This is a genomic window from uncultured Psychroserpens sp. (genome assembly GCF_947492715.1).
In the GTDB taxonomy this organism is placed as follows: domain Bacteria; phylum Bacteroidota; class Bacteroidia; order Flavobacteriales; family Flavobacteriaceae; genus Psychroserpens.
The window spans coordinates 67,958-91,610 of sequence record NZ_CANLNS010000004.1 but is presented as its reverse complement, the minus strand read 5'-3'; the positions used below and the strand labels follow the sequence as shown (position 1 = coordinate 91,610).

Genomic DNA, 23,653 nt, shown 5'->3' with positions numbered 1-23,653 from the left:
ATGAGTAATTACCATATTAAAAATTTAGAAGAATATTTTCAAGTCTATCGTAAATCTGTTAGAAATCCTGAAGTGTTTTGGGAAGAAATTGCTGAAGAACATTTCATGTGGCGTAAAAAATGGAATAGGGTTTTAAGCTGGGATTTCTCTAAACCTGAGGTGAAATGGTTTGAAGGCGGTCAATTGAATATTACCGAAAATTGCATTGATAGACACTTATATACTCGTGGAGATAAAACGGCGATTCTCTTCGAACCTAACAATCCTGACGAAGAAGCACTACATATTACATATAAGCAATTGCATGAACGTGTGTGCCGATTTGCAAATGTTCTTAAAGAGCATGGTATTAATAAAGGAGATCGCGTATGTATATATTTACCAATGATTCCTGAATTGGCAGTTTCTGTATTAGCTTGTGCTCGTATAGGTGCAATTCATTCGGTCGTTTTTGCAGGCTTTTCTGCCCACGCTTTGGCAACAAGAATCAATGATGCAGATTGCAAAATGGTTATTACGAGTGATGGGTCTTATAGAGGAGCTAAGACCATAGACCTCAAAGGAATTGTCGATGATGCCTTAGAAAATTGCGAATCAGTTGATACCGTTTTAGTTGTTAAGCGTATTGATTCTGATGTTACGATGAAAGAAGGTAGAGATCTGTGGCTACAACCACTATTAGATGAGGCTTATGTCGATTTTTCACCAGAAGTAATGAATGCTGAAGATCCATTATTTATTTTATATACTTCAGGATCAACAGGGCAACCTAAAGGTATGGTACATTCTACAGCAGGTTATATGATTTATAGTGCTTATACGTTTAAAAATGTATTTCAATATAAAGAAAATGATGTGTACTGGTGTACTGCTGATATAGGATGGATAACTGGACATAGTTATATCGTTTATGGCCCATTAGCAAATGGGGCTACGACTGTAATGTTTGAGGGCGTACCAAGTTATCCCGATTTTGGGAGGTTTTGGGAAATTGTAGAGAAACATAAAATTACTCAGTTTTATACAGCGCCCACTGCCATTAGAGCTTTAGCTAAAGAAGGAGTTGAACATTTAGAAAAATATGATCTATCATCGTTAAAAGTTTTAGGTACGGTTGGAGAACCTATTAACGAAGAGGCATGGCATTGGTACGATGATAATGTTGGTAAAAAGAAAGCTCCTATTGTAGATACTTGGTGGCAAACCGAAACGGGCGGCATTATGATAACTCCGATTCCCTTTTCGACACCAACAAAACCAACCTATGCAACATTGCCATTCCCTGGTATTCAACCAGCATTAATGGATGAAAATGGCGAGGAAATTCAAGGTAATCAAGTTGATGGTCGTTTGTGTATAAAATACCCTTGGCCTAGTATGGCTCGTACTATTTGGGGAAATCATCAGCGCTATAAAGACACGTATTTTACAGCGTTTAATCAAATGTATTTTACGGGAGATGGTGCCTTGCGTGATGAAGTAGGCTATTATAGAATTACTGGACGCGTAGATGATGTTATTATTGTCTCTGGTCATAATCTAGGAACAGCTCCTATTGAAGATGCGATTAATGAGCATCCTGCGGTGGCTGAAAGTGCAATTGTAGGATTTCCTCACGATATAAAAGGGAATGCCTTGTATGGTTATGTCACTCTAAAGGATATTGGAGAAGGAAGAAAACACGATAATGTTCGAAATGAGATAAATCAAATTATTACCGAACAAATTGGTCCAATTGCTAAGTTAGATAAAATACAGTTTACTAATGGGCTACCAAAAACAAGAAGTGGGAAAATTATGCGTCGAATTCTTCGAAAAATAGCACATAAAGACACCGATAATTTAGGAGATATTAGCACATTATTAAATCCGGAAGTTGTTCAAAGTATTATGGATAATGCACTGTAAGATAATAAGATTTAAATAACACCTAAGCACACATTCAATTTGGTATTATGCCTAAACCTAAAGGACAAAAGAACGGGAAAAATAAAGCAAAGCATTCAAAACTGATTGCTCAAAAAAAGAATAGAATTAAGGCCGAAAAAGAACTTCGAAAAACACGCTTAAAGTCTATTATTATAAAATCTAAAGAAGAAAAGAAATAAGAATTCAATAAGAAAGCAATGTTTTTATCGTTTAGCTTAAAGAAGCTAGCCATACTATGAAATTCAAATGTGTTCTATTTCTTCATATTTCTTTTGTTTTTAATTATTCATGTTCGGCATTACCATCAAATGTCCCTACTCAACAACCAGAAACTTATTTGGAAGCTGTTACTTACATCTATAATTTAATGGATGAAGACAATAGGGTATATGTTAAAAATGTTCCATTTAACGACTTAATAATGTTCCATAGACATTGGGGGGCAAAAATTAGAGCTAGTCTTAATCTTTGGGGAGGTAACAGAGAACTACTAAAATCATGTGCCGAAAACCTTGGTTCAGATTCTATTCATCCAGAAAGTGCATCTCAATTTATTATTGAAGGGGTTTGGAAAAAACTTAACGCCGATATTGATAGCATTGATTTTTCAAAATTAGATACAAACGTTTATTTCATAAGAATACTTGAAACGATACAATTGGCTAAGAAAAACAATGATAATAGATTGATGTTGAGTTTGCCATCATGGGTTTATAAACAATGGGAATATTGGGATAATGAAGAGCGATGGTTTAATCTAAATAATGAAGCCAAGAAAATCATAAAAGGGGAAAACGAATTGAATAGTTTGGCTTTACTATTTTTATCTCAAACCAAAGAAAACCTCGATATTGTTGATGACAAATTGCAACAAAAACTAACACATTTGGAGTATGATGATATACACTTACCTGAATTTGTTGTTAATTCAGAAGAAAAAAGAACAGTATCTAAATTGAGATCATTAACATCTCAAGAATTGGCTTTAAATTGCTATGGGATGTTATATCAACGAGAATTTTTATCTCTTGACGATTATAACCAATGGATGCAACTTCGAGATAGCAATTACCTTATACGTTGGAAATATGCCAGCGAAATGAATACCGATGATTTTGAGCGTTTATTAAAAATGCCTCGAAAATTTTTAGAAATTCTTATTCTCACAAATCAGTATTATGACATTGATGAGCATAATAGCGGCTTAGCTTATCGTTACAATTCTTATGACGGCATTGTTGATAGTTTAATGGCTTTTACAGCGTTCAATAATAAAGACTTTGATAAGGAACCTTATGATGAATCCATCAAAAAAAGAGCCTATAATTCGTTAGATTCAGAATACAATAAAAATGTGATGAGAGCGCTTCATATGCTTTCTGATATCGCAGATCATATACCTGCTGCCGATTTATATGATATGTTAAGTCCTTCAACAATTATTAAGTATGAAACCACTTTGAAAACCGAAGATTTATTGGATTATAAATACGTTGTAAGCTTTCTACTAGCTACCCAAAAGGAGAGGATCTTGGCACATCCCAATAGCGATGAAATTTTCAATATAGTCAAGTACTATTGGGATAATCGTTTTATCTCATGGGCAATGCAATATTATATAGCTGAACTTTTGGTGCAAATCGACTTAGATAGGGCAAAAACTGTGTTTTCACCAGAATTTGAAAAGATACCAGATCATGGCTCTTTTACAAGAAATGCCATTATTGAAGCCTTAATAAAATACAATTTTGTTCAGGATAAGGTCTTTCTTTATAATTGGTACTGGAAAATTCAGGAAAAAGAATTCTTAACAGTTCCTAGAGAATGGAGTCTAATGTTATCATTGCTTAGAGACACTAATGACGAGACAAATGCGCTTTATAAATCTATTATAAATGATTCGCGTTTTTCGAGACAAGAGTTCTTTGAAGACAATTAATAATTACAAAACACGTAAATATACCTATTGTTTTGTGTTGATTTTATTTAGACCTTGATAGTCTAAAAATCAATAAGTTATGAGTCTGTTCACCTTCTCCAAAGAGGACCTTGAAAAGTTAGAAGAAGTTAACGCTTTGTTCAATTCTACAAAATCAACCAATGTAAATTCAGCTTTAGATAAAAGTTTAAAAGACTTTTGGTCGTATTTACAGAAATGCGAAAGTTATCATTTAAATGAAACCTATAAAACTGAAGGCTATATCCATGACATGGAGAATATGCTGTCTTTGTTTATTATTAACTTCCTAATTGATGAAGGGTATTTAACGTCTAACATTAGGGCATTAGGTTTACCGCAGAGTAAAATAAACTTGCCGTTAACAGATGACAAGACCTCTCTAGAGTCCATTTTTAATTCTATCTTAGACTTTTTAGTTGCTGAAGACGGTACACTCTATTTTATGTCAAAATATTGCCAATTAGATGTCATGTGGACGGTGGTGTTATTGTATTATGCGTTTTATAAATACATCGATCCATATGGCGTACATTCATTTGTTGTAAAACCTAACCCTCAGATTAAGAATAATAAAACTCCGGTCTTACCTCCTTTAAATGCTAAAATAGCCATTATTGGAGATTGGGGAACAGGGGCTTGGAAAGATGGAGATTTACCTAAAGCACCTGCTCAATTGGTTATAGAGGGCGTTGAGGCTTTGAAGCCAGATTATGTTATTCATTTAGGAGACGTTTACTATGCAGGAACTTCAAATGAAGAACGCAATAATCTTTTAGGTCTTCTCAAAGGGAAATCACTTGGGAAGTTGTATACCATGAATAGCAATCATGAGATGTATGACGGAGCCAATGGATTGTACGATGTGGCTTTAGAAAGTCAGCTCTTTTCAGAGCAACTTGGGCGCACTTTTTTTTCAATAGATATTGGTGATTGGATTCTTGTTGGGTTGGATTCTGCCTATTTTGATGATAGTGCCTTGTATATGGAAGGCTCTCTATACAAAGATAAAAAGACGAGCTATCAGTATAAATTTTTAAACGATCTCTCAAAGCAAGGAAAACCAATTTTCTTAATGACGCATCATAATGGTATTGGTATTAAGGATCATAACTTCACTGTAAATACCAAGTTATGGGACCAGGTTAAAGAGTGTTTAGATGGAAATATGCCAGACATGTGGTATTGGGGACATGTTCATAATGGCATTGTTTATAACACAGATAAATTAAGTTTTCCAAATACTAAAATACCAAAGTCAACTACAGGAAAAACACCTCAATTCCGATGCTGTGGCCATGCGTCAATTCCATTTGGCAACGGTTCAGGGTTTTATACCAAAAAGGGAGGACAGAAAATAATGAGAGACGAGTTAGAATATTATTCGCACACACCTTTAGACGCTAGCCATCCTACATTATCACAAAGAGAGCGCGTACTCAATGGCTTTGCAGTTATCGATATAAATGGCTCCGATATTAAAGAAACCTTCTACGAAGTGTCTAACGCTAACCCTAAACCTAAAGCGGTTTGGTGGTCTAAATAGTGTTTAGTAACTTAAATGAATAAATTTTAGATAGAATTATGGCACAACAAAGGAGTACCGAAAGTGATTTATGGCCATTGCCAAATTTTAGGTTTGAAGTCGATTTAGGAACAAAATTAAAAGGCGTTGCCTTTCAGGAAGTTTCTGGAATGGATGTTGAAAATCAAATCATCGAATATCGAAAAAGTAATAGTAAATTGTTTTCGACTGAAAAAATGCCAGGAATTGTTAAATATGGCAATGTCACCATGAAACGTGGCGTTGTTCTAAATGATCGTACGTTTTGGGATTGGCACGCAGAGATTGCTATGAATACGATTAAGCGTCGGACAGTCACTATAAAATTACTAGATGAAAAGGGGAGCGTTACAATGAAATGGACGCTTCATAATGCATGGCCTACAAAGATTACCAGTACCGACTTAAAATCTGATGGGAATGAAGTCGCAATTGATTCGCTCGAAATTGCACATGAAAAACTCGTCATTTCAAATAAATAACCAAATCAATGTACTATGAAATATATTTCAGCTCCTACAGAAAAAATTAGTTCGTGGTTTGTATTTCTGATTAAGGAAATGCAAAACCGAATGATGTCCATCATTTTTATAATGTTGATTTTTATAATGTTATGGTATGTTCCTCAAATAAATGATCTCATTTTGGTTTTAAATCAAACCTGTAATCATTGGTTGGCTGTTCCAATGTTCTTTACATCATTAATAGTATTTGCATTTTTTATAAGCGCTACAGGAGATTATTTTTCACCACCCGATATTTTATATACTAAAAAGGGTGCGTTTCCTATGTATCAAAACAAAAGATCTAAATATTTACAATTGCCAAAAGATGCTAAAGAAGTATTTGTTGATGCGCAACGAAATGGCCATGAACTCGCTCAAACCAGTGAATTTAAAGAAGGTCGAGGACAGTATATAAGACGCGTGTTTCCCAAAGTTTTGGGTTCCATTCTAATCCTAGTCGCCGCTTTTGCCATTAATCATACATTTTCCGAAGTCTATAATGGCGAAAGTATTGTAATTGGTGGCGACTGGAGTTTTATCGTTGTCCTTGTTTTGATGTTATTAATGCTCAATCAAAGTATTTCAAAATGGGTTCTATCTCTAATTTCGCGGGTTCCTAAAGTTGCCAAATATGGTCCCATTGTTATTACTGTTATATCGTTTATTCTCATTGTTATTCTTGGGTTTTTGAATAGAGGAGGAACAAAAGGGGATTCTTATCGATTATTCTATGCTCTTGTGTTACTCGCTGTTTTATTTCTTACAATAAGTTTGTCCTATAACAGCTATATTCTCTATATAAAACGAAAAATTGGAGGCAAACTTATTATTGCATTTATAGGTATTATATTAATTTCCTATTTCATTTTATTCTTTAACCCTATGGGCTTAAAAGTCTTTACGCCGATATCAATTATAATGATATGCGTTATAGGTATTTATGCTACGTTCAACATTCTTAAAATAATAGGAAGTCGTTTAGAATTACCAGTTCTTGGTTTGGTATTATTGATTGCTGTTTGTTTGGCGATTTATAACGCCAACAAAGAGAATTTTAATCATTACGAAGCCTCGTCAACAGATGTCATAAAGCATAAACCATCTGAACGTCTTAGTCTCAATGCTTATAGTGCGAGATGGGTTCAAGATCGAATGGAACTTATAAAGACACAAGATTCAACGCAACCGTTTCCTATTATTATCGTATCTGCTGAAGGTGGTGGTTCTAGAGCCGGGCTTTGGTCGTTCTTAGTGCAGAGCTATCTATTTGATAATAATCCAGATTATTTTGAAAAACATCTATTTGGAATGAGTGGAGCTTCTGGAGGAGGAGTTGGAAACAATATGTTTTACACACAGGCTTATGAGCTGTTAGAAAACTCTAGTGCCAAACCGTTAAGATATTCTAGTTGGTCTCCAGGTTATAATTGTGATGATGATGACTCTGGTTTTGAATATCGTGCGAGTACGATTTATAACCAAGATTATTTGTCGAGTTCTGTGGCTAGTGTTATGGGAAGAGATTTGTTTAAAAATATTACAGATATTGGTGTGTTTTATGATCGAGGAGCGTTATTGGAATTTCAGTGGGAAGATCAGTTTAAAGAGACATTTGAGCGTGATGGTAATCCACTTGGAGCGGCCTATCTAGATCTAATGCCAAAGGTAGGAGAACATAGATATATTCGTCCGCTAATTATCACCAATGTCACCGAATTGCAATCTGGTGAACGCGTTGTGATTAGCCCAGTTTCAGTAGCGTCAGACACCCATAATATGGGCGTTTTTAAAGACCTTTTAGCGGTCTATCCTAATCAGGATAGGATGATTAAACGTTCAACTGCGATGTCAATGAATGCGCGTTTTCCTTATGTAAGTCCGTCTGCGAGAATTACTGATGTTGGGCAGTTTGGAGATGCAGGCTATTACAATAATGTAGGAGGAGAGGTTGCAGAGCGTCTTAGGGTTGCATTGGTTAGGGCTTTAGATTCTGTAAGCCGTATAGACAGTACGTTTAGTAAGAAGTATGTCATTAAGAATTTAGTCCTTTCTAATTATTCCGAGCAACCAGATAAAGTTGTGTATAGTAGTCAGTTGTTAGCACCTTTATCTACGATTGCTAACGCCACCTTTGCGCACCCAAAACAAAGTGAAAAAACCTATACAAATGTCATTACCATACAATCAAAACGTGTGGAGATTCCGGTAGATAACACGTCTATTACTAGAATGATTCAAACCTTATCGGAGAGTGATGGCACTATAGAACCTGTTATTCCATTAGGACGTTATTTATCTAGAGCCGCTGTACGTTCCTTAGAGTTTAGGCTCAATCAGGAAGAGGTTAAAAAGCAATTAGATAGCGTATTAATGTATCATTGATTTTATGTATTTATCAATCTACGTCTGCGTTTTACCACTAAAAATACAACTAAAGACAAGATGCCAAAAATCGAAAACCCAATAAAGAGGGGAAGTACAGACGTTTTTACAAAACTCCCGATGTAGTTGGCTATTGGAACAGCCATAACTGTGGATACAAAACCATTAATTGCAGCACCAATACCTGCAATATGACCCAAAGGCTCCATGGCTAATGAACGCAAATTTCCGAAGAGAAAACCAACAGCAAAGAATTGCAACAAGAAAAAGGTAATGAGTACACCAACACTAGGATTGTGTCCTGAATAAAATAAGACCACATATAAAATAGATATGGCGGCATAAGCTATGGTCGCCATATATGCAATATTGAATGAACCAAATCGAATTACTAAACGGCTATTTGTAAACGTAGCAAAACCAACTGAGAACGCTGTACTTGCAAAAATATATGGAAATACATCACCTAATTGATACTGCTCCTGAAAGATTTGCTGAGATGTACTTAGATACACCATAAACGACCCAGTAATAAATCCAGAAACTAATGTAAAGGCTATAGCTTCTTTAAATTTTAAGAATTCTTTTGTACCTGAAATAAATATGGAAGGAGAGAATTTGATTCTATTTGTGGTTTCTAAAGTTTCTGGTTGTCGCTTCCAAAACCAAAGAATGATAATAAGACCAATGATTAAGTTGGCGTTAAAAATAGCTTTCCAATTAAAGTAATCTAAAAGTAATTGCCCGAACGCTGGTGCAACAATTGGAACTAATATAAAAAACATCACGATAATGGATAATATTTTAGCCATAAAATCACCGCTATAAGTATCTCGTGTCATCGCAATAGCAATGGTTCTAGGTGAAGACAGACCAACACCTTGCAAAATGCGGCCTACAATCATCATTTCTAAACTTTCGGTCGTTACACAAATAATACTGGCTATTACAAAAACGGCAAATCCGAAATACACCATAGGCTTTCTTCCGAAGCTATCCGATAATGGCCCAAATACCAATTGACCAAATCCTAAGCCTAAAAAAATCATTGTGATTAGCAATTGATTATCACTAGGGTTAGTTACGTTTAAAGCGTTACCTATTTCAGGCAATGCAGGTAATAAAGCATCAATAGACAAAGCGACGATAGACATCAACGACGCCATAAGCGCAATAAATTCAATTTTAAAGGTTGGTTTATTTTGCATGCAGCAAAAGTAAGTCAATTATTGACTATTTTTATAGTGTAATTATAGTATTATTTTATAACTGAATTGAAAATGCTTACAAACACATTAGTCAAACTATTTACGAGAGATTTAAACGCTTTAAAAAAAGAGATAAACACCTATCAGGATGAGAAAAACCTATGGTTGGTTACCAAAGGGATTTCCAATTGTTCGGGAAATTTATGTTTACACCTTGTTGGAAACCTCAATCATTTTATTGGTGCAACTTTAGGGAATTCTGGATATGTGCGACAGCGGGAATTGGAGTTTTCTCTCAAAAACGTTCCTCGAGCAACACTAATCAAACAAGTTGATGATACAATCGTTGTTGTTTCGGAGGTACTAAAAACATTAACCGAAGCTGATTTGCAAAAGGAGTATAAAAGACGTATATCTGAAGATACGATGACCACAGAGTATTTTCTTGTCCACTTAACCATGCATTTATCTTACCATTTAGGGCAGATCAATTACCACAGACGGTTATTGGATGTCTAACTATTGAAATGTAAAATGATGAGTAAAATTAGAGTTTGTTTTTTGCTAATAGCCGTAATGTTCTCGTGCAGTGACAATGAAATTACAGCAGGAGCAACAGGTACATCGGCTGAAACGGATAACACCAACAACATATCATTGGTGGCGAGAAATTACCTTAACGAGGTCATTGCTGTTATGCAAAATAATTCAATTAATAAATATACCGTCGATTGGAACCAGTTGCGTCACGAAGCGTTTGGGGAATTAGATGTGAATGCCCAAACAATAGAGGATACTTATCCAGGAATTTCTAAGGCTATTGCCTTATTAGGTGATAATCACAGTTTATTTATTACGTCTACAGGAAGCTACATCAATCCGCATAGTAATATGTGTGAAGGCGTGTCATTTTCAAATGTAGATGTACCTGATAATATAGGTTACGTTAAAATTTCAAACTTTAATGGTTCTAGCAATCTTGATGGGATGACGTTTGCTCAAAATATTCAAGATGATATTATAGCGCAGGATCACTCTAATGTTGAAGGTTGGATTGTTGATTTGAGAGCAAATACGGGAGGTAATATGTGGCCAATGCTTACTGGAGTTGGCCCAATTTTAGGTAACGGAACATCTGGATATTTTGTTGATGCCGACGACGTTGAAATGTCTTTTGGTTTTGATAATGGGATGTCGATACTAGATGGTAATGTAGTTATGGAATTAACAAACTCATACACACTCATAAATCCAAATCCAAAAGTGGCTGTATTATTAGATAACGGTGTAGCGAGTTCTGGAGAGGCCATTGCTGTGAGTTTTATTAATAGGCCAAATACAAGAACTTTTGGAAACGCAACTTGTGGTTTATCAACGGCAAATACACCTTTTGTATTAAGTGATGGAGGTAAATTAGTACTTACTACGGCATATTTTGCCGACAGAGATTTAAATCTATTTGGAGAACAAATTGATCCTGAAATAGAGACTTCGGTAGAGAATACTTTAGATACAGCTATAAATTGGATTGTGAATTAGAATGTATTATGGTTTTTGACGATTTTAAAATTTGCCTTTTGCAGGCTAATGAAGGAGAGGCCTTTTTCAATTTAATAGATAATAATAGAGTACGTCTCGAAGACTTCTTTGCAGGAACTGTTTCTAAAACTAGAACGTTAGATGATACTCTTGTTTATTGTAAAGAGATTGAAACACGTATCAAAAGCAAAACATATTTTCCTTATATGATTATAGACATCAATACCAACGCATTTGTTGGGCTCGTAGATGTTAAAAATATCGACTGGAATGTACCAAAGGCGGAATTAGGTTATTTTATAGATTCAAAATATTCGGGGAAAAATATTACCTCGAAAGCTGTAGGTATTGTCATTGATTATCTTACTGAAATTTATAAGTTTAGAAAATTGCTCTGTCGTGTAGGAAGTAAGAATACAGGAAGCATTCGTGTTGCCTTAAATAATAATTTCGATTTGGAGGGTACCATACGCAACGACTATAGAACAACTAAAGGCGACATTGTAGATTTAAATTATTACGGACGTGTCTTTATTTAAGATGTTAAACCAATGCCAAATCTATCTGTCTGCCATTTATGATTAATAACTTTAGAAGATAAATTACAAATATGAAAGCTAAAAAACACATACTTGCAGTTATGCTACTTGCTACATCATGTCTAACATTTTCGCAAGAAATGTCATTCGAAGCGTATAATCCAAAATCAACTCTTGTGGTTCCTGGTCAACCTATTAAAAAGGCAAAATTTCCTTTTATCGATGTTCATGGACATCAATATCAAATGCCAACTCAAAATCTAAGACCTGTAGTGGCTGCAATGGATACTCTAAACATGAAAATCATGGTTAATCTAAGCGGTCGTACAGGAGACGATCTCGTAAAATCTGTGGCAAATATTAAGAATAACTTTCCTAACCGCTTTGTGGTATTTTGTAATATTAATTTCGAAGGAGCAGGAGCAGAGGGGTGGATTGAAGAAAAAGTTGCACAGTTAAAGCAAGATGTAAAAAATGGTGCTCGTGGTCTAAAAGTTTATAAAAGTTTAGGCCTGCGAAATAAAGATGTTAACGGTAAGCGTTTAGCTATTGACGACCCAAGATTGAATCCAATTTGGGAAACCTGCGGCACTCTTGGGATTCCTGTGTTAATTCATGCCGCAGACCCAAAGTCGTTTTGGGATGAATTTGATGGAGATAACGAGCGATGGTTAGAACTTAAAACTCATCCTCGCCGTAAGCGAGATGCTAATAATCCAGCACCTTGGGAACAGATTATTCAGGAGCAACATAATATGTTTAAAGCGCACCCTAAAACAACTTTTATTAATGCACATATGGGATGGTTTGCAAATAATTTAGGACATCTTGGTAAGTTGTTAGATGAGATGCCAAATATGAACGTAGGAATTGGTGCTATTATAGCTGAATTAGGGAGGCAACCTCGATTTGCCAAAGCATTTTTTATAAAATATCAAGATCGCATTTTGTTCGGAAAAGATAGTTGGAAACCCAATGAGTTTCCAACTTATTTTAGAGTTTTGGAAAGTGCGGACGAGTACTTTCCTTATCATAAGAAATATCATGCATTTTGGCCAATGTATGGCCTAGATCTGCCAGATGAAGTGCTTAAAAAAGTGTATTATAAAAATGCACTTCGCATTGTTCCAGGTTTGGATAAAAGCCTATTTCCTAAATAAAATAATTAATCGTGTTGGTCAATTAGTATAGGATTCCCATCAGGATCTGTAATCATAAAAGATGCCTTACCTTCTTTTTTATCCAATCCAGTTTTCATCACGATTTTTATATCAGTTTTATTAACTTTTGAATAAAGCTGCCTAACATTTTTCGGATTAAATGTAATGGTGTTATTAGGGAACATGCCCTGGAATAGTCCAATTTTAGAATGACCATCTGATAGTATAATCCAATTGTGATCTAGATTCCCATCAATTTTTTTAAAGCCTAGCGCCTTGTAAAAAGAATATGATGTTTTAATATCCTTTACGTTTAGTGATAATGACAAGGCCCCTAATTCTGTAGATGCTTTCTTTTTAGCACGTTTCCAAGTGTATGATCTATCGGCAACCCATTTCCCATTCTCATTTATGTTAAAAGAGCTCGATGTAAAAGAGTTAAGACTTAACGTTGATCTGTGGCCATGAACATTTGATACACCAGAAGGACTGGTGAATTTTTGAGTTAATTCTGTTTCGTTTGAAGATATTTGTTTTAATGGGCCAATGCCAACGGTTCCATCTATCCCGTATTGTATGAGGATGCCTTGGTTTTTTTCGAAATCCCAATACTGTCTAAACTCCCAAAAAGGACCAACTTTTTTGTCTCCAATATATCCATATAGTTGTCCTGTTATTGAACTTTTTCCAACACCCCATTCCCAATCCATAGCATAACTGGTCATAGGTTCACTTTCATTTTTATAAGTTGCATTATCTGCAATCCAAGTTCCTATAGAACCTTCCATGTTCTTTTGAAACCATTTAGGTACAGTAGATGAATTTTGTGCCATTGTTTGTGATATAACAAACAATATCATGATTTTAATTGTGTGTTTCATAATGTTTGATTTTTAATTGATTAATTTGTTTCGGCCATTTTTTGCCAGTTATTCAATAGAATGTTAGAATCTATATGTGCTTGTTTTTCTCCTAGCTTTAAAAATAATCCTCCCAAGAATGCATTCTTAAATTCGTAGCTCATGTCGATAGTTATTTTAGTGGTATTCGGACTTATACTGTCTAGTTTCCAAATAGCTGATAATGATTTAAAGGGTAGAGGGTAATCTTCTTTTTGAGTGTTCACTTTAAAACTAAATTCCTGCTCAGGAATCCATGTTGTACAAGTTTCTTCCCAGCTATTACCATTTGGATCTGCGCATACACGTTTTAAACCAAGACCTTCGCCTTCTATGATTTTGACATCATCAATACCAGCGGCGGTTACTTTGTGGTAATTGCCAACGTCAGATATGATTGTCCAGACTTTATCTTTTGGAGCGTTTATAATTCGCTCAGAGATGAAATGGTTTACTCCTTTCGCCTTAGGGTATTGTGAACCACCATAAATTAAGATTATAGCAATTAAACTGCTTATAATAATTGAAGTCCATTTTAATAATTTACGTATCATTTTGAATATAATTTTGATCTAAAATTAGAGGATTGTGCTGGTCGTTCGGCATTAAATAAGACACGCTTAATTAATTGAAACCAATTCGTTAGAGTCAAAACACAAAAAGGTATTAGCAATTAATAAAGGCTTACTATATTGCATTAACTTTTTGATATGGATAATTTAGGAGCAACAGCGTTTGTACTTACTTTCTTGCTAGGAGGGACGATTTTAATAGGTCTCTTTGTAATTATGATTTTATTTAAAGCTAAGCCTCTTGGAGCTTCAAGGTGGTTTCTTGCCTTTCTGCTTTTTTTTATGATCTTACATTTAGATACCTTTTTATTATTTACAACGGAAATCATAAAACAATACCCCAATTTACTAGGAGTTAGTTACCCAACGCTTTTTCTTTTGGGACCTGTATATTATTTTTTCGTTAAAAGTTTTAAAGTAAAACAGTTCAAGTTAAAGGCGGTAGATCTACTTCATGCGATTCCTTTTTTAATTGCATTTATAGGACATTTTAAATACTTAATCAGTTCAAGAGCATACAAAATCCAAGTTATTACGTACTATTACGAACATCTGCCAGACGGAAATGTTTCTTTCATGACATGGCTAGCGGCCAATGCATTTATCATCTTATTTCTCGCGTATATCATGTTTTCATTACGACTAATCAAAGCTAGATATAATGGAAATAAGGTGGTTTTAAAACGAATTTCATGGACGCTTATTCTTTTGTGTGTAATGTATATGTTGTTTCAAACGGGGTTTTTAATAACAGGTGTTGCTGCAATAACTGCTGAAATTGTATTAGCAAGTTTATTGGCTATTACCTTATTACTTTTAAGCTATTCTATTGTAGATATTAAAGATGTATTTTCAAAAAATAAAGATAAATATGAAACGTCTCCTCTTAGTGTATCTGAACAAAATACAATTAAGGATCAGCTAATTAATGCCGTTCAGATTGAAAAGTTGCATCTCAAACACAATTTAAAAATAAAGGATTTATCTGTAGCAATTAACATCCCATCTCATCATATTTCACAGGTGTTAAGTGAGCGAATGGAAATGTCATTTTATGAATTTATAAATATGTATAGAGTCGAAGAAGCAAAACGTCTGTTTAAAAATGGAACGGCATCAAAGCTTTCCATACAAGCCATTGGGGAAGAATGTGGGTTTGGAAATAAAACAAGTTTTTACCGCGCATTTAAGAAATTCACAAATCAAACTCCTACTGCATATATGAATACAATTACCGAAAAGACTTAGTTGAAAACCAACTTAAAGCGGAATATTTCCATGCTTACGTTTAGGACGATCAACAGCCTTGTCTTCCAACATGGCAAATGCCTTTATAAGTTTGCGTCTTGTTTGGTTAGGAAGAATAACTTCGTCAACAAACCCGCGCTCTGCAGCACTATAAGGGTTAGCAAATAGTTCGGCATATTCGGCTTCTTTTTCTTTCCATTTAGCTTCTTTGTCATCGGCAGCTTTAATGTCTTTTTTAAAGATGATTTCCGCTGCACCTTTGGCTCCCATTACAGCAATTTCTGCGCTAGGCCAGGCAAAATTCATGTCGCTACCAATATGTTTTGAATTCATAACATCATAGGCGCCACCATATGCTTTTCGAGTTATGACCGTTACTCTCGGAACTGTAGCTTCACTAAAGGCATATAATAATTTTGCACCATGTACAATGATGCCATTCCATTCTTGGTCTGTTCCTGGTAGAAAACCAGGGACATCTTCTAATACTAACAATGGAATATTAAAACAATCACAAAAGCGCACAAAACGTGCCGCTTTCTTAGAACTATTTACATCTAACACACCTGCTAAAAACATAGGTTGGTTAGCTACAATACCAATACTTCTTCCTCCTAAACGGGCAAAACCTACAATGATATTTTCGGCATGATCTTTATGAATTTCATAAAATGAATCTTCATCAATGATACCTTGGATAACATCGTGCATGTCATAAGGTTTATTTGCGTTATCAGGAACAATCGATGACAGACTATCTCTAATTTCGTCTTCCAAATTAAAAGGAAGTAAAGCAGGAGTTTCTGTATTGTTCTGTGGTAAATAACTCAACAACGTTTTAACATCTTCTAGACATGAAATATCATTTGATGACGTTTTATGGGCAACCCCAGATTTTGTTGAATGTGTACTAGCCCCTCCAAGTTCTTCACTAGTGACTTCTTCATTAGTTACCGTTTTTACAACGTTGGGTCCAGTAACAAACATATAACTTGTGTTTTCAACCATAATTGTAAAATCGGTCATAGCAGGAGAGTAAACGGCACCTCCAGCACAAGGCCCCATTATTGCTGAAATTTGTGGAATTACACCAGACGCCTGTACATTTCGATAGAAAATATCAGCATAACCTCCAAGTGAACGAACACCTTCTTGAATTCTAGCGCCTCCAGAATCATTTAATCCAATTATAGGAGCACCCACTTTAACAGCGAGATCCATCACCTTGCAAATTTTTTCGGCATGTGTTTCTGAGAGTGAACCCCCAAACACGGTAAAATCCTGAGCAAAAACGTAGATTAATCTTCCGTCAATGGTACCATAACCAGTAACAACACCGTCTCCATAAAACTTTTGATTTTCCATACCGAAGTCTTTAGTTCTGTGTGTGACTAATGCTCCAATTTCCTCAAAAGAACCTTCATCTAGAACATACATGACACGTTCACGAGCAGTTAACTTTTTCTTTTCATGCTGCTTATCTATTCTACTCTGGCCGCCTCCTAAATAGGCTTGTTTAAGTTTGTCGTTAAGTGTTTGTATTTTAGAATCCATAAGATATGGTATGTTGTTGAATAATTTAGTTTAATGTTTTGGTGTACGTAGTACTTTTTGCGCTTCTAAATAGTGTTTAACGGCTAATAGCGCTGCGATTTCTGCCTCGGTCTTTTGCTGATTTAATAAATCTTCTGGCGCATAGTATCGCTTAACAAAATGGGTGTCAAAATTCCCGCTTCTAAAGGCATCATGTTGACAAACATAAGTTCCAAAAGGTAATGTTGTTTGTATGCCTTCTATGTCATAATTTTCAATGGCTTTTAGCATTAAAGAAATGGCCTCGTCTCTTGTTTTTCCGTATGTAATGAGTTTAGAGATCATTGGATCATAGTAAATAGGAATTTCCATACCTTCTTCAAACCCGTTGTCTACACGAATTCCATCGCCTTCTGGAAGTTTATAAGTATTCAGCGTGCCTACACTCGGTAGGAAATCATTTAGAGGATCTTCTGCATAGACTCTTAATTCTAAGGCGTGACCATGAATTTTAAGATCGTCTTGCTTTATAGGTAATGTTTCACCTCTGGCTACACGAATTTGTAGTTCAACCAAATCAGTATTAGTGATAATTTCCGTAACTGGATGCTCAACTTGTAAGCGCGTATTCATTTCTAGGAAATAGAAATTGTGATCATCATCTAATAAAAACTCAACGGTTCCAGCGCCAACATAGTCGCATGCTCTTGCCACTCTAACGGCAGCTTCTCCCATTTCAGCGCGTAGTTTTGGAGTAAGAACACTCGAAGGCGCTTCTTCAACCACTTTCTGGTGTCGACGTTGAATACTGCATTCTCGTTCAAATAAATGAATGATGTTGCCATGGGTATCTGCCATAACTTGTATTTCGATATGTCGAGGCGAGGTCACATATTTTTCGATAAATACAGAACCATCACCAAAGGCGTTAACTGCCTCGCTAATAGCACGATCCATTTGAGATTCAAACTCGCTTTCTTTTTCTACAATACGCATTCCTTTTCCGCCACCTCCAGCAGAGGCCTTAATTAAAATTGGAAAACCAATGGTTTTTGCTATGTTTTTCGCTTCTGAAATATCTGTAATGGCCTCGTCTGTTCCTGGAACCATTGGAATATCATAGGCTTTAACAGCCTCTTTAGCCGCAAGTTTACTTCCCATGACTCTTATGGCTTTAGATTTCGGGCCAATAAAAGTAATATTGTTCGCTTCGCATAGTTCTGCAAAATCTGCATTTTCACTTAAAAATCCATAACCAGGATGTATACCATCTACGTTTAGGTTTTTAGCAACTTCAATGATTTTATTTCCTAACAAATACGATTGGTTGGAAGGTGCTTCGCCTATTAAAACGGCTTCGTCGGCAAATTTAACATGTGGTGACTGTCTGTCTATTGTAGAGTATACAGCTACAGTTTTGATTCCCATTTTTTTTGCAGTTCGCATGACACGAATGGCAATTTCTCCACGATTTGCTACTAGTATTTTCTTCATGTACTTTACAGGTTATTAGGCTTCAAATTCAATAAGTAATTGGTTTTTGTCAACAGCATCACCTTTTTCTACAGAAACAGACTTTATGATGCCTGCTCTAGGAGAAGATAGAACGTTTTCCATTTTCATGGCTTCTAAAATTAAAAGGGTATCATTTTCTTTAACTTCTTGACCAATTTCAACATTAATTTCAAGAATTAAACCAGGCATTGGAGCCTTAATGTTGTTAACGATTTTTGAACTTCCAATTTCAAACCCCATTTCCTTTATTAAAACATCTAACTCATTGTTAATGTTTATATTATAGGTGTTATTGTTAATTTTTACTTCAAATGATTTTTTATAAAAATCTTCAGTAATTATTTCAGCTTTATAAGAAGAGTCGTCATGTAAAACATGATAATTATTGTTTGATAATTTAACGCTATTAAGATGGGAACTATCTGTTTCTGAAATATCAAAATTGAATGATTTATTGACATTAACCTTAAAGGATTGGCTCATTATACTTTTTTTAATTCGGCATAAAGATAATAAATTATAGCACTTTCGTTTGATCGTTTTTAGGATTAAAATTAGAATTCTCTTGATGGATTTTCATGGCTTTGTGCGATAAGATTATACCAAGAATAAGTGATATAAAAGCACCAACCCAAATTCCAGGAACAAATTCGATGAACAGGAAAAAATCATATAATCCATGAAATGTAACAGCTAATAATAGTCCTAAGAGATTTAATCTAATTCGATGTTTTGAGAATTTAGCTTTCCCCATGAAATACCCCATGAGAATACCAAAAGTTGCATGAGCAGGAACTGCTGTAAAAGCTCTTAAAAGACCTGTGGCGTAACCGCCTTCAAGAACATAGAGTACATTTTCCGTTGCGGCGAAGCCCATAGACACCATAACGGCATACATAATACCATCAAAGGGTTCATCGAAAGCATCTCTTGGTTGCGCAAAAAACCTAACAATAATATACTTACTAAACTCTTCAGTAAGTGCAACAACTAAAAAGGCTTTTACAAATTGTTGTGGCACACTGTACTTGTCTTCAAGAGGCAATAAAATATCAAATCCGACATAAATGAGCGTTGTAATAATAATGCTTACGACGGCACCTAATAAAAAACTTGACAATAATAATCCTTTTGGCTCCTTATCATATTTATCTTTAAAATACACATAAAGAATAATGATAAAAATTGGGCCAAGAGCTAAAAGCAATAAATTAATCATAGGATGAAAGTAATGAAAATTATGTTGAGAGCTGCTTTTTTATAGCTTCTAAAACATAGTAATAATACGGTTTATTACTAGAAATGAAATAATTGATTTCATCACTAGACTCTAATTTTTTGATAAATTCGGCAATAGATACAAACTTTAGGCGCTCGACTTCATTTTTATTCGGACTGAAATCATCTAGTGTTAAATTGGTTTTCGCAATGTAGGTATTGTGAAATTCATTGTCGACAATACCATTTGGGTATGATTGAAAACATTCAAAAACACCAATTTTTATAAGGGCTTTTTCCGAAATCGCAATACCAATTTCTTCTTTAATTTCCCTAACCGCAGCTTGCTCTATGGTTTCACCAGAATCTACGTGACCAGCAACAGAAACATCCCAAAGTAATGGGCAAATGAGTTTGGTAGCTGCACGTTGTTGCAGTAAAATCTCACCTTCAGAACTAAAAAGCCATACATGTGCTGTGTGATGGAAATGACCTTCAATATGGATTTCAGATTTTAATGCCGAAACACCAATTAACTTTCCATGTTTGTCGACAATGTCAATACGCTCTTCCAAAATGGTTCTATTTACAATACAGATTTTATACAGTTCACAAGTTTGTCAAAGTCATCTTCGGTATTAAATAAATGACATGATATGCGAATAAATTGTCCTCTAAACGATAAAAATATGTGCTGTTCTTTCAAGGCTTTTTTGAGTTTTTCGCGATCTAAATTTTCTGGAAGTTTAACACCAAATAAGTGATGTGTTCTATAGTTTGGGTGTTCAATTTTACATCCTAAATTAATGAGTTCATTTACTGCGTTGGAAGCTATAGCCTTGCAATACTCTTGAATGACTTTTGGCGACCAATCAATGATTTGTTTTAGAGCTGCAATTTGCATTTTGACATAAATAAAACTTCCACTTTCACCAGCTGTGTATCTATTTGCTAGTGGTTTATATCTTGATTCGTAATTGGTAAGACCTGCAAAATCTTCACTATTCAAGCGGTTTGCCCAATTGTTTTCTATAGGTTCTCCGTTATCAAAGTAATTCCCATAATAAGCATAGGCACAACCATAAGGGCCAAATAACCATTTGTAGCCTGCACAAATCAAGGCGTCAGGTTGAATGTCTTTAACTGAAAAAGGAAAAGCACCTATAGTTTGGCTTCCGTCAATTATGAGTAAAGCATTATGCTGTTTGGTTTTTTCTCTAATCGCCTTAAGATCGAATATAGTACCATTAGACCAATGAATATTTCCAAGAGCAACTAAAGCCGTATTCGCTGTAATGGCATCGAGAATATCTTGATTCCATTGTTTGCCATTATTGTTTTCTAGATTCGGACTTTCAATAGTGGTGATTTTGGCGTCATAAGTAGCTGCTAGTTTCCTCCACGCATAAATGTTACTCGGAAATTGCTCATCAATTACCAAAATTTCATCACCCGAATTGAGTTTAACGTTATTAGCAACGGTTGCCATTCCATAAGATACTGACGGAATTGTAGCAACCCTATCTGGTTCATCTGTATCAATAAGTTCTGCGAACAAACTTTTGAGTTCAATGACAGGATCAAAAAAATCTGAAATAGGTATAGTATAAGGTTTACTCTTTTGAAGGACCGCATCTAAACCTGCTCGCTCAATAGCCTTAAAAGAAGGGGAGAGGCTAGCAATATTTAAATAGGTAACCTCTTCCGAAATACTAAATAGATGTTTTTGATGTTGTGTACTCATAGTTTATTTATTCAAAATACGAAAACGTCTCTCCGTCTTTAATTTTTAAGAGTGTTTCGTAGATCATTTTGATTACATTTTCAACGTCCTCGCGATGTACCATTTCTACAGTGGTATGCATATAACGTAAAGGCAATGATATTAAAGCAGAAGCAACACCTCCATTGCTATAAGCAAAGGCGTCTGTATCTGTTCCTGTAGCTCTTGACAATGCAGAGCGTTGGAACGGTATTTTTTTTGCTTCGGCTGTTTCAGTAATTAAGTCACGCAATTTTTGCTGTACTGCTGGAGCATAAGCAACAACGGGTCCTTTACCAATTTCTAAATGACCTTCTTTCTTTTTGTCAATCATTGGTGTTGTAGTATCGTGAGTTACGTCTGTAACTATGGCCACATTTGGCTTAATAGTTTCGGTAATCATTTGAGCACCTCGCAATCCAATTTCCTCTTGAACAGAATTGGTAATATATAAACCAAAAGGTAAGGTCTTTTTATTTTGTTTTAATAAACGTGCCACTTCGGCAATCATAAAACCACCCATTCTATTGTCTAAGGCACGACATACAAATTTGTTTTTGTTTAGGACATGAAATGTATCGGGATAAGTGATAACGCACCCAACATGAATGCCTAATTTTTCAACTTCCTTCTTATTAGAGCAGCCACAATCAATAAAAATGTTTGTAGGTTTTGGCGCTTCTTCTTTTGCTCTACTTCTTGTGTGAATCGCAGGCCAGCCAAACACACCTTTAACGATTCCTTTTTTGGTATGTATGTCAACAATTTTACTTGGTGCGATTTGATGATCACTTCCTCCGTTTCTAATCACATAAATTAGTCCGTTATCAGAGATGTAATTAACATACCAAGAGATTTCATCGGCGTGCCCTTCAATAACCACTTTATACTTGGCTTTAGGGTTAATAACACCAACGGCTGTCCCGTAGGTGTCTGTGATAAATTCATCTACATAAGGTTTTAAGTAATCCATCCAAACTTTTTGTCCGTTCCATTCATAACCAGTAGGAGCGGCATTGTTTAAATATTTTTCGAGGAAATCTAATGATTTTTTATTCAAGATACTTTTTGATGCCATAGGTGTTTTAATATTTGTATTTCCGTAAAAATAAAAGGATTTATTAAGTATTAAAACCTTACTGAATTAATTTTTGTAACAAAATGAACTATTTTTACACATATCACCTTATATATTAAATTTAAACAAAAACAGATGAAGCTAGTCATTAAGGATTTAACAAAAACATATAAAAATGGAGTCAAGGCCATTGACAATCTCAATCTTGAAATAGGAACTGGAATGTTTGGGTTACTTGGCCCAAATGGAGCGGGTAAATCGTCATTAATGAGAACGATTGCTACGTTGCAAAGTCCAGATTCTGGCTCAATCATGTTTGGAGATATTAATGTTTTAGAAGATAAAATGTCACTTCGAAAGATTCTGGGTTATTTGCCGCAATCATTTGGTGTGTATCCTAAAATGTCTGCCGAGGCTTTGTTAGATTATTTTGCATCCTTAAAAGGTGTGACTTCAAAGAAAGACAGAGCTGCACTTGTTGCCGAAGTCTTAGAAATTACAAACCTAACAGATGTTCGTAAAAAAAATGTCGCAGGATATTCTGGTGGAATGAAGCAGCGTTTTGGTATTGCTCAACTTCTGTTGAATAGCCCTAAATTAATTATTGTAGATGAACCTACTGCAGGTTTAGATCCTGCTGAAAGACATCGATTTTTAAATGTTCTCCGAGAAGTAGGAACTAATTGTACTGTGATTTTTTCAACGCATATTGTTGAAGATGTTAAAGAGTTATGTAATGAAATGGCCATTTTAAATGGCGGACGAATATTAAAACACTCAACGCCGTCAAAAGCAAGAGAAGAATTGTCTGGAAAAATTTGGACTAAAATTATCGATCGCGACAATTTAGAAGAGAATGAAGCGAAATACAATGTACTATCTTCAAATTATAATGAGGACAATACATTGAATATTAGAGTGCATGCTGAGGCATTACCAGATGTAGATTTTAAATCTGTTGAACCACAATTAGATGATGTGTATTTTATAGCGTTAAAGCAGGATGAACCTGTAATGAACTAATTAAATTTCACGCTAAACTTT

At 35.1% G+C, this 23,653-nt stretch carries 22 protein-coding genes; 12 read left to right on the top strand and 10 right to left on the bottom strand.

From position 1 onward, the window contains the following. From acs to Q0787_RS11560, 6 genes are all read left to right on the top strand, one after another. Complete coding sequence (acs, locus tag Q0787_RS11585) at window positions 1-1,908, top strand: acetate--CoA ligase (protein WP_298902846.1); 1,908 nt, start codon at window positions 1-3, stop codon at window positions 1,906-1,908. 47 nt (window positions 1,909-1,955) lie between these two features. Next, window positions 1,956-2,108, top strand: a complete 153-nt coding sequence (locus Q0787_RS11580; protein ID WP_298902845.1) for a hypothetical protein — start codon at window positions 1,956-1,958, stop codon at window positions 2,106-2,108. Between the two features lie 56 nt (window positions 2,109-2,164). Beyond that, window positions 2,165-3,868 carry a DUF6794 domain-containing protein gene (locus tag Q0787_RS11575; protein ID WP_298902843.1) on the top strand — a complete coding sequence of 568 codons (1,704 nt, stop codon included), beginning with the start codon at window positions 2,165-2,167 and terminating at the stop codon, window positions 3,866-3,868. Window positions 3,869-3,947: 79 nt separating this feature from the next. After that, complete coding sequence (locus tag Q0787_RS11570) at window positions 3,948-5,432, top strand: metallophosphoesterase (protein ID WP_298902842.1); 1,485 nt, start codon at window positions 3,948-3,950, stop codon at window positions 5,430-5,432. A 38-nt stretch (window positions 5,433-5,470) separates the two neighbouring features. Further along, window positions 5,471-5,932, top strand: coding sequence for a phage tail protein (locus Q0787_RS11565; RefSeq protein WP_298902841.1), 462 nt, complete (start codon window positions 5,471-5,473; stop codon window positions 5,930-5,932). Window positions 5,933-5,947: 15 nt separating this feature from the next. After that, window positions 5,948-8,338 carry a hypothetical protein gene (locus Q0787_RS11560; protein WP_298902840.1) on the top strand — a complete coding sequence of 797 codons (2,391 nt, stop codon included), beginning with the start codon at window positions 5,948-5,950 and terminating at the stop codon, window positions 8,336-8,338. Window positions 8,339-8,340: 2 nt separating this feature from the next. Here the strand turns inward: Q0787_RS11560 and Q0787_RS11555 are convergent, their stop codons facing one another. Further along, the gene (locus tag Q0787_RS11555; protein ID WP_298902839.1) at window positions 8,341-9,546 is read right to left on the bottom strand and encodes a multidrug effflux MFS transporter; all 1,206 of its coding nucleotides are present in this window, start codon (window positions 9,544-9,546) and stop codon (window positions 8,341-8,343) included. Between the two features lie 72 nt (window positions 9,547-9,618). On the opposite strand from Q0787_RS11555, the gene Q0787_RS11550 reads away from it, so the two are divergent. From Q0787_RS11550 to Q0787_RS11535, 4 genes are all read left to right on the top strand, one after another. Then, entirely contained in the window at window positions 9,619-10,065 is a 447-nt protein-coding gene (locus Q0787_RS11550; RefSeq protein ID WP_298902837.1) for a DUF1572 family protein, read from the top strand. An 18-nt stretch (window positions 10,066-10,083) separates the two neighbouring features. Further along, window positions 10,084-11,085, top strand: coding sequence for a S41 family peptidase (locus Q0787_RS11545; RefSeq protein WP_298902836.1), 1,002 nt, complete (start codon window positions 10,084-10,086; stop codon window positions 11,083-11,085). A 38-nt stretch (window positions 11,086-11,123) separates the two neighbouring features. Then, the gene (locus tag Q0787_RS11540; protein ID WP_298902835.1) at window positions 11,124-11,624 is read left to right on the top strand and encodes a GNAT family protein; all 501 of its coding nucleotides are present in this window, start codon (window positions 11,124-11,126) and stop codon (window positions 11,622-11,624) included. A gap of 71 nt (window positions 11,625-11,695) precedes the next feature. Further along, the gene (locus Q0787_RS11535) at window positions 11,696-12,784 is read left to right on the top strand and encodes an amidohydrolase family protein (protein ID WP_298902834.1); all 1,089 of its coding nucleotides are present in this window, start codon (window positions 11,696-11,698) and stop codon (window positions 12,782-12,784) included. A 5-nt stretch (window positions 12,785-12,789) separates the two neighbouring features. Here Q0787_RS11535 and Q0787_RS11530 read toward each other — a convergent pair whose 3' ends face one another. Both Q0787_RS11530 and Q0787_RS11525 read right to left on the bottom strand, forming a co-directional pair. Then, on the bottom strand, window positions 12,790-13,665 hold the full coding sequence (locus Q0787_RS11530) for a VOC family protein (protein WP_298902833.1): 876 nt from the start codon (window positions 13,663-13,665) through the stop codon (window positions 12,790-12,792). A gap of 20 nt (window positions 13,666-13,685) precedes the next feature. Continuing rightward, window positions 13,686-14,237 (bottom strand): SRPBCC family protein, encoded by a 552-nt coding sequence (locus tag Q0787_RS11525; protein ID WP_298902832.1) that lies wholly within the window; start codon window positions 14,235-14,237, stop codon window positions 13,686-13,688. A gap of 156 nt (window positions 14,238-14,393) precedes the next feature. Between Q0787_RS11525 and Q0787_RS11520 the strand changes: the two genes are divergently transcribed. Beyond that, entirely contained in the window at window positions 14,394-15,503 is a 1,110-nt protein-coding gene (locus Q0787_RS11520; RefSeq protein ID WP_298902830.1) for a helix-turn-helix domain-containing protein, read from the top strand. A 12-nt stretch (window positions 15,504-15,515) separates the two neighbouring features. On the opposite strand, the gene Q0787_RS11515 is transcribed toward Q0787_RS11520, so the two are convergent. The 7 genes from Q0787_RS11515 to Q0787_RS11485 are packed head-to-tail and all read right to left on the bottom strand — an operon-like array spanning window position 15,516 to window position 22,609. After that, entirely contained in the window at window positions 15,516-17,057 is a 1,542-nt protein-coding gene (locus tag Q0787_RS11515) for an acyl-CoA carboxylase subunit beta (protein WP_298902829.1), read from the bottom strand. A gap of 30 nt (window positions 17,058-17,087) precedes the next feature. Continuing rightward, the gene (gene accC, locus Q0787_RS11510; protein WP_298902828.1) at window positions 17,088-18,530 is read right to left on the bottom strand and encodes an acetyl-CoA carboxylase biotin carboxylase subunit; all 1,443 of its coding nucleotides are present in this window, start codon (window positions 18,528-18,530) and stop codon (window positions 17,088-17,090) included. 15 nt (window positions 18,531-18,545) lie between these two features. Continuing rightward, on the bottom strand, window positions 18,546-19,034 hold the full coding sequence (locus tag Q0787_RS11505; RefSeq protein ID WP_298902826.1) for an acetyl-CoA carboxylase biotin carboxyl carrier protein subunit: 489 nt from the start codon (window positions 19,032-19,034) through the stop codon (window positions 18,546-18,548). A gap of 34 nt (window positions 19,035-19,068) precedes the next feature. Then, window positions 19,069-19,770 (bottom strand): PrsW family glutamic-type intramembrane protease, encoded by a 702-nt coding sequence (locus tag Q0787_RS11500; protein ID WP_366915891.1) that lies wholly within the window; start codon window positions 19,768-19,770, stop codon window positions 19,069-19,071. 19 nt (window positions 19,771-19,789) lie between these two features. Continuing rightward, window positions 19,790-20,344 carry an NUDIX domain-containing protein gene (locus Q0787_RS11495; protein WP_298902825.1) on the bottom strand — a complete coding sequence of 185 codons (555 nt, stop codon included), beginning with the start codon at window positions 20,342-20,344 and terminating at the stop codon, window positions 19,790-19,792. A gap of 11 nt (window positions 20,345-20,355) precedes the next feature. Beyond that, window positions 20,356-21,513 carry an aminotransferase class V-fold PLP-dependent enzyme gene (locus Q0787_RS11490; protein ID WP_298902824.1) on the bottom strand — a complete coding sequence of 386 codons (1,158 nt, stop codon included), beginning with the start codon at window positions 21,511-21,513 and terminating at the stop codon, window positions 20,356-20,358. A gap of 7 nt (window positions 21,514-21,520) precedes the next feature. Further along, the gene (locus Q0787_RS11485) at window positions 21,521-22,609 is read right to left on the bottom strand and encodes a M42 family metallopeptidase (RefSeq protein WP_298902823.1); all 1,089 of its coding nucleotides are present in this window, start codon (window positions 22,607-22,609) and stop codon (window positions 21,521-21,523) included. A 135-nt stretch (window positions 22,610-22,744) separates the two neighbouring features. Between Q0787_RS11485 and Q0787_RS11480 the strand changes: the two genes are divergently transcribed. Then, on the top strand, window positions 22,745-23,632 hold the full coding sequence (locus Q0787_RS11480) for an ATP-binding cassette domain-containing protein (RefSeq protein WP_298902822.1): 888 nt from the start codon (window positions 22,745-22,747) through the stop codon (window positions 23,630-23,632). Window positions 23,633-23,653: the final 21 nt, after the last annotated feature.

What these genes read in the sequence shown, in the direction of transcription:
- Q0787_RS11545 (WP_298902836.1), top strand. Translation starts at nt 10,084, where the DNA reads ATGAGTAAAATTAGAGTTTGTTTTTTGCTAATAGCCGTAATGTTCTCG.
- Q0787_RS11565 (WP_298902841.1), top strand. Translation starts at nt 5,471, where the DNA reads ATGGCACAACAAAGGAGTACCGAAAGTGATTTATGGCCATTGCCAAAT.
- Q0787_RS11505 (WP_298902826.1), bottom strand. Translation starts at nt 19,034, where the DNA reads ATGAGCCAATCCTTTAAGGTTAATGTCAATAAATCATTCAATTTTGAT.
- acs (WP_298902846.1), top strand. Translation starts at nt 1, where the DNA reads ATGAGTAATTACCATATTAAAAATTTAGAAGAATATTTTCAAGTCTAT.
- Q0787_RS11560 (WP_298902840.1), top strand. Translation starts at nt 5,948, where the DNA reads ATGAAATATATTTCAGCTCCTACAGAAAAAATTAGTTCGTGGTTTGTA.
- Q0787_RS11500 (WP_366915891.1), bottom strand. Translation starts at nt 19,770, where the DNA reads ATGATTAATTTATTGCTTTTAGCTCTTGGCCCAATTTTTATCATTATT.
- Q0787_RS11480 (WP_298902822.1), top strand. Translation starts at nt 22,745, where the DNA reads ATGAAGCTAGTCATTAAGGATTTAACAAAAACATATAAAAATGGAGTC.
- Q0787_RS11530 (WP_298902833.1), bottom strand. Translation starts at nt 13,665, where the DNA reads ATGAAACACACAATTAAAATCATGATATTGTTTGTTATATCACAAACA.
- Q0787_RS11485 (WP_298902823.1), bottom strand. Translation starts at nt 22,609, where the DNA reads ATGGCATCAAAAAGTATCTTGAATAAAAAATCATTAGATTTCCTCGAA.
- Q0787_RS11525 (WP_298902832.1), bottom strand. Translation starts at nt 14,237, where the DNA reads ATGATACGTAAATTATTAAAATGGACTTCAATTATTATAAGCAGTTTA.
- accC (WP_298902828.1), bottom strand. Translation starts at nt 18,530, where the DNA reads ATGAAGAAAATACTAGTAGCAAATCGTGGAGAAATTGCCATTCGTGTC.
- Q0787_RS11580 (WP_298902845.1), top strand. Translation starts at nt 1,956, where the DNA reads ATGCCTAAACCTAAAGGACAAAAGAACGGGAAAAATAAAGCAAAGCAT.
- Q0787_RS11575 (WP_298902843.1), top strand. Translation starts at nt 2,165, where the DNA reads ATGAAATTCAAATGTGTTCTATTTCTTCATATTTCTTTTGTTTTTAAT.
- Q0787_RS11520 (WP_298902830.1), top strand. Translation starts at nt 14,394, where the DNA reads ATGGATAATTTAGGAGCAACAGCGTTTGTACTTACTTTCTTGCTAGGA.
- Q0787_RS11535 (WP_298902834.1), top strand. Translation starts at nt 11,696, where the DNA reads ATGAAAGCTAAAAAACACATACTTGCAGTTATGCTACTTGCTACATCA.
- Q0787_RS11555 (WP_298902839.1), bottom strand. Translation starts at nt 9,546, where the DNA reads ATGCAAAATAAACCAACCTTTAAAATTGAATTTATTGCGCTTATGGCG.
- Q0787_RS11490 (WP_298902824.1), bottom strand. Translation starts at nt 21,513, where the DNA reads ATGAGTACACAACATCAAAAACATCTATTTAGTATTTCGGAAGAGGTT.
- Q0787_RS11550 (WP_298902837.1), top strand. Translation starts at nt 9,619, where the DNA reads ATGCTTACAAACACATTAGTCAAACTATTTACGAGAGATTTAAACGCT.
- Q0787_RS11570 (WP_298902842.1), top strand. Translation starts at nt 3,948, where the DNA reads ATGAGTCTGTTCACCTTCTCCAAAGAGGACCTTGAAAAGTTAGAAGAA.
- Q0787_RS11515 (WP_298902829.1), bottom strand. Translation starts at nt 17,057, where the DNA reads ATGGATTCTAAAATACAAACACTTAACGACAAACTTAAACAAGCCTAT.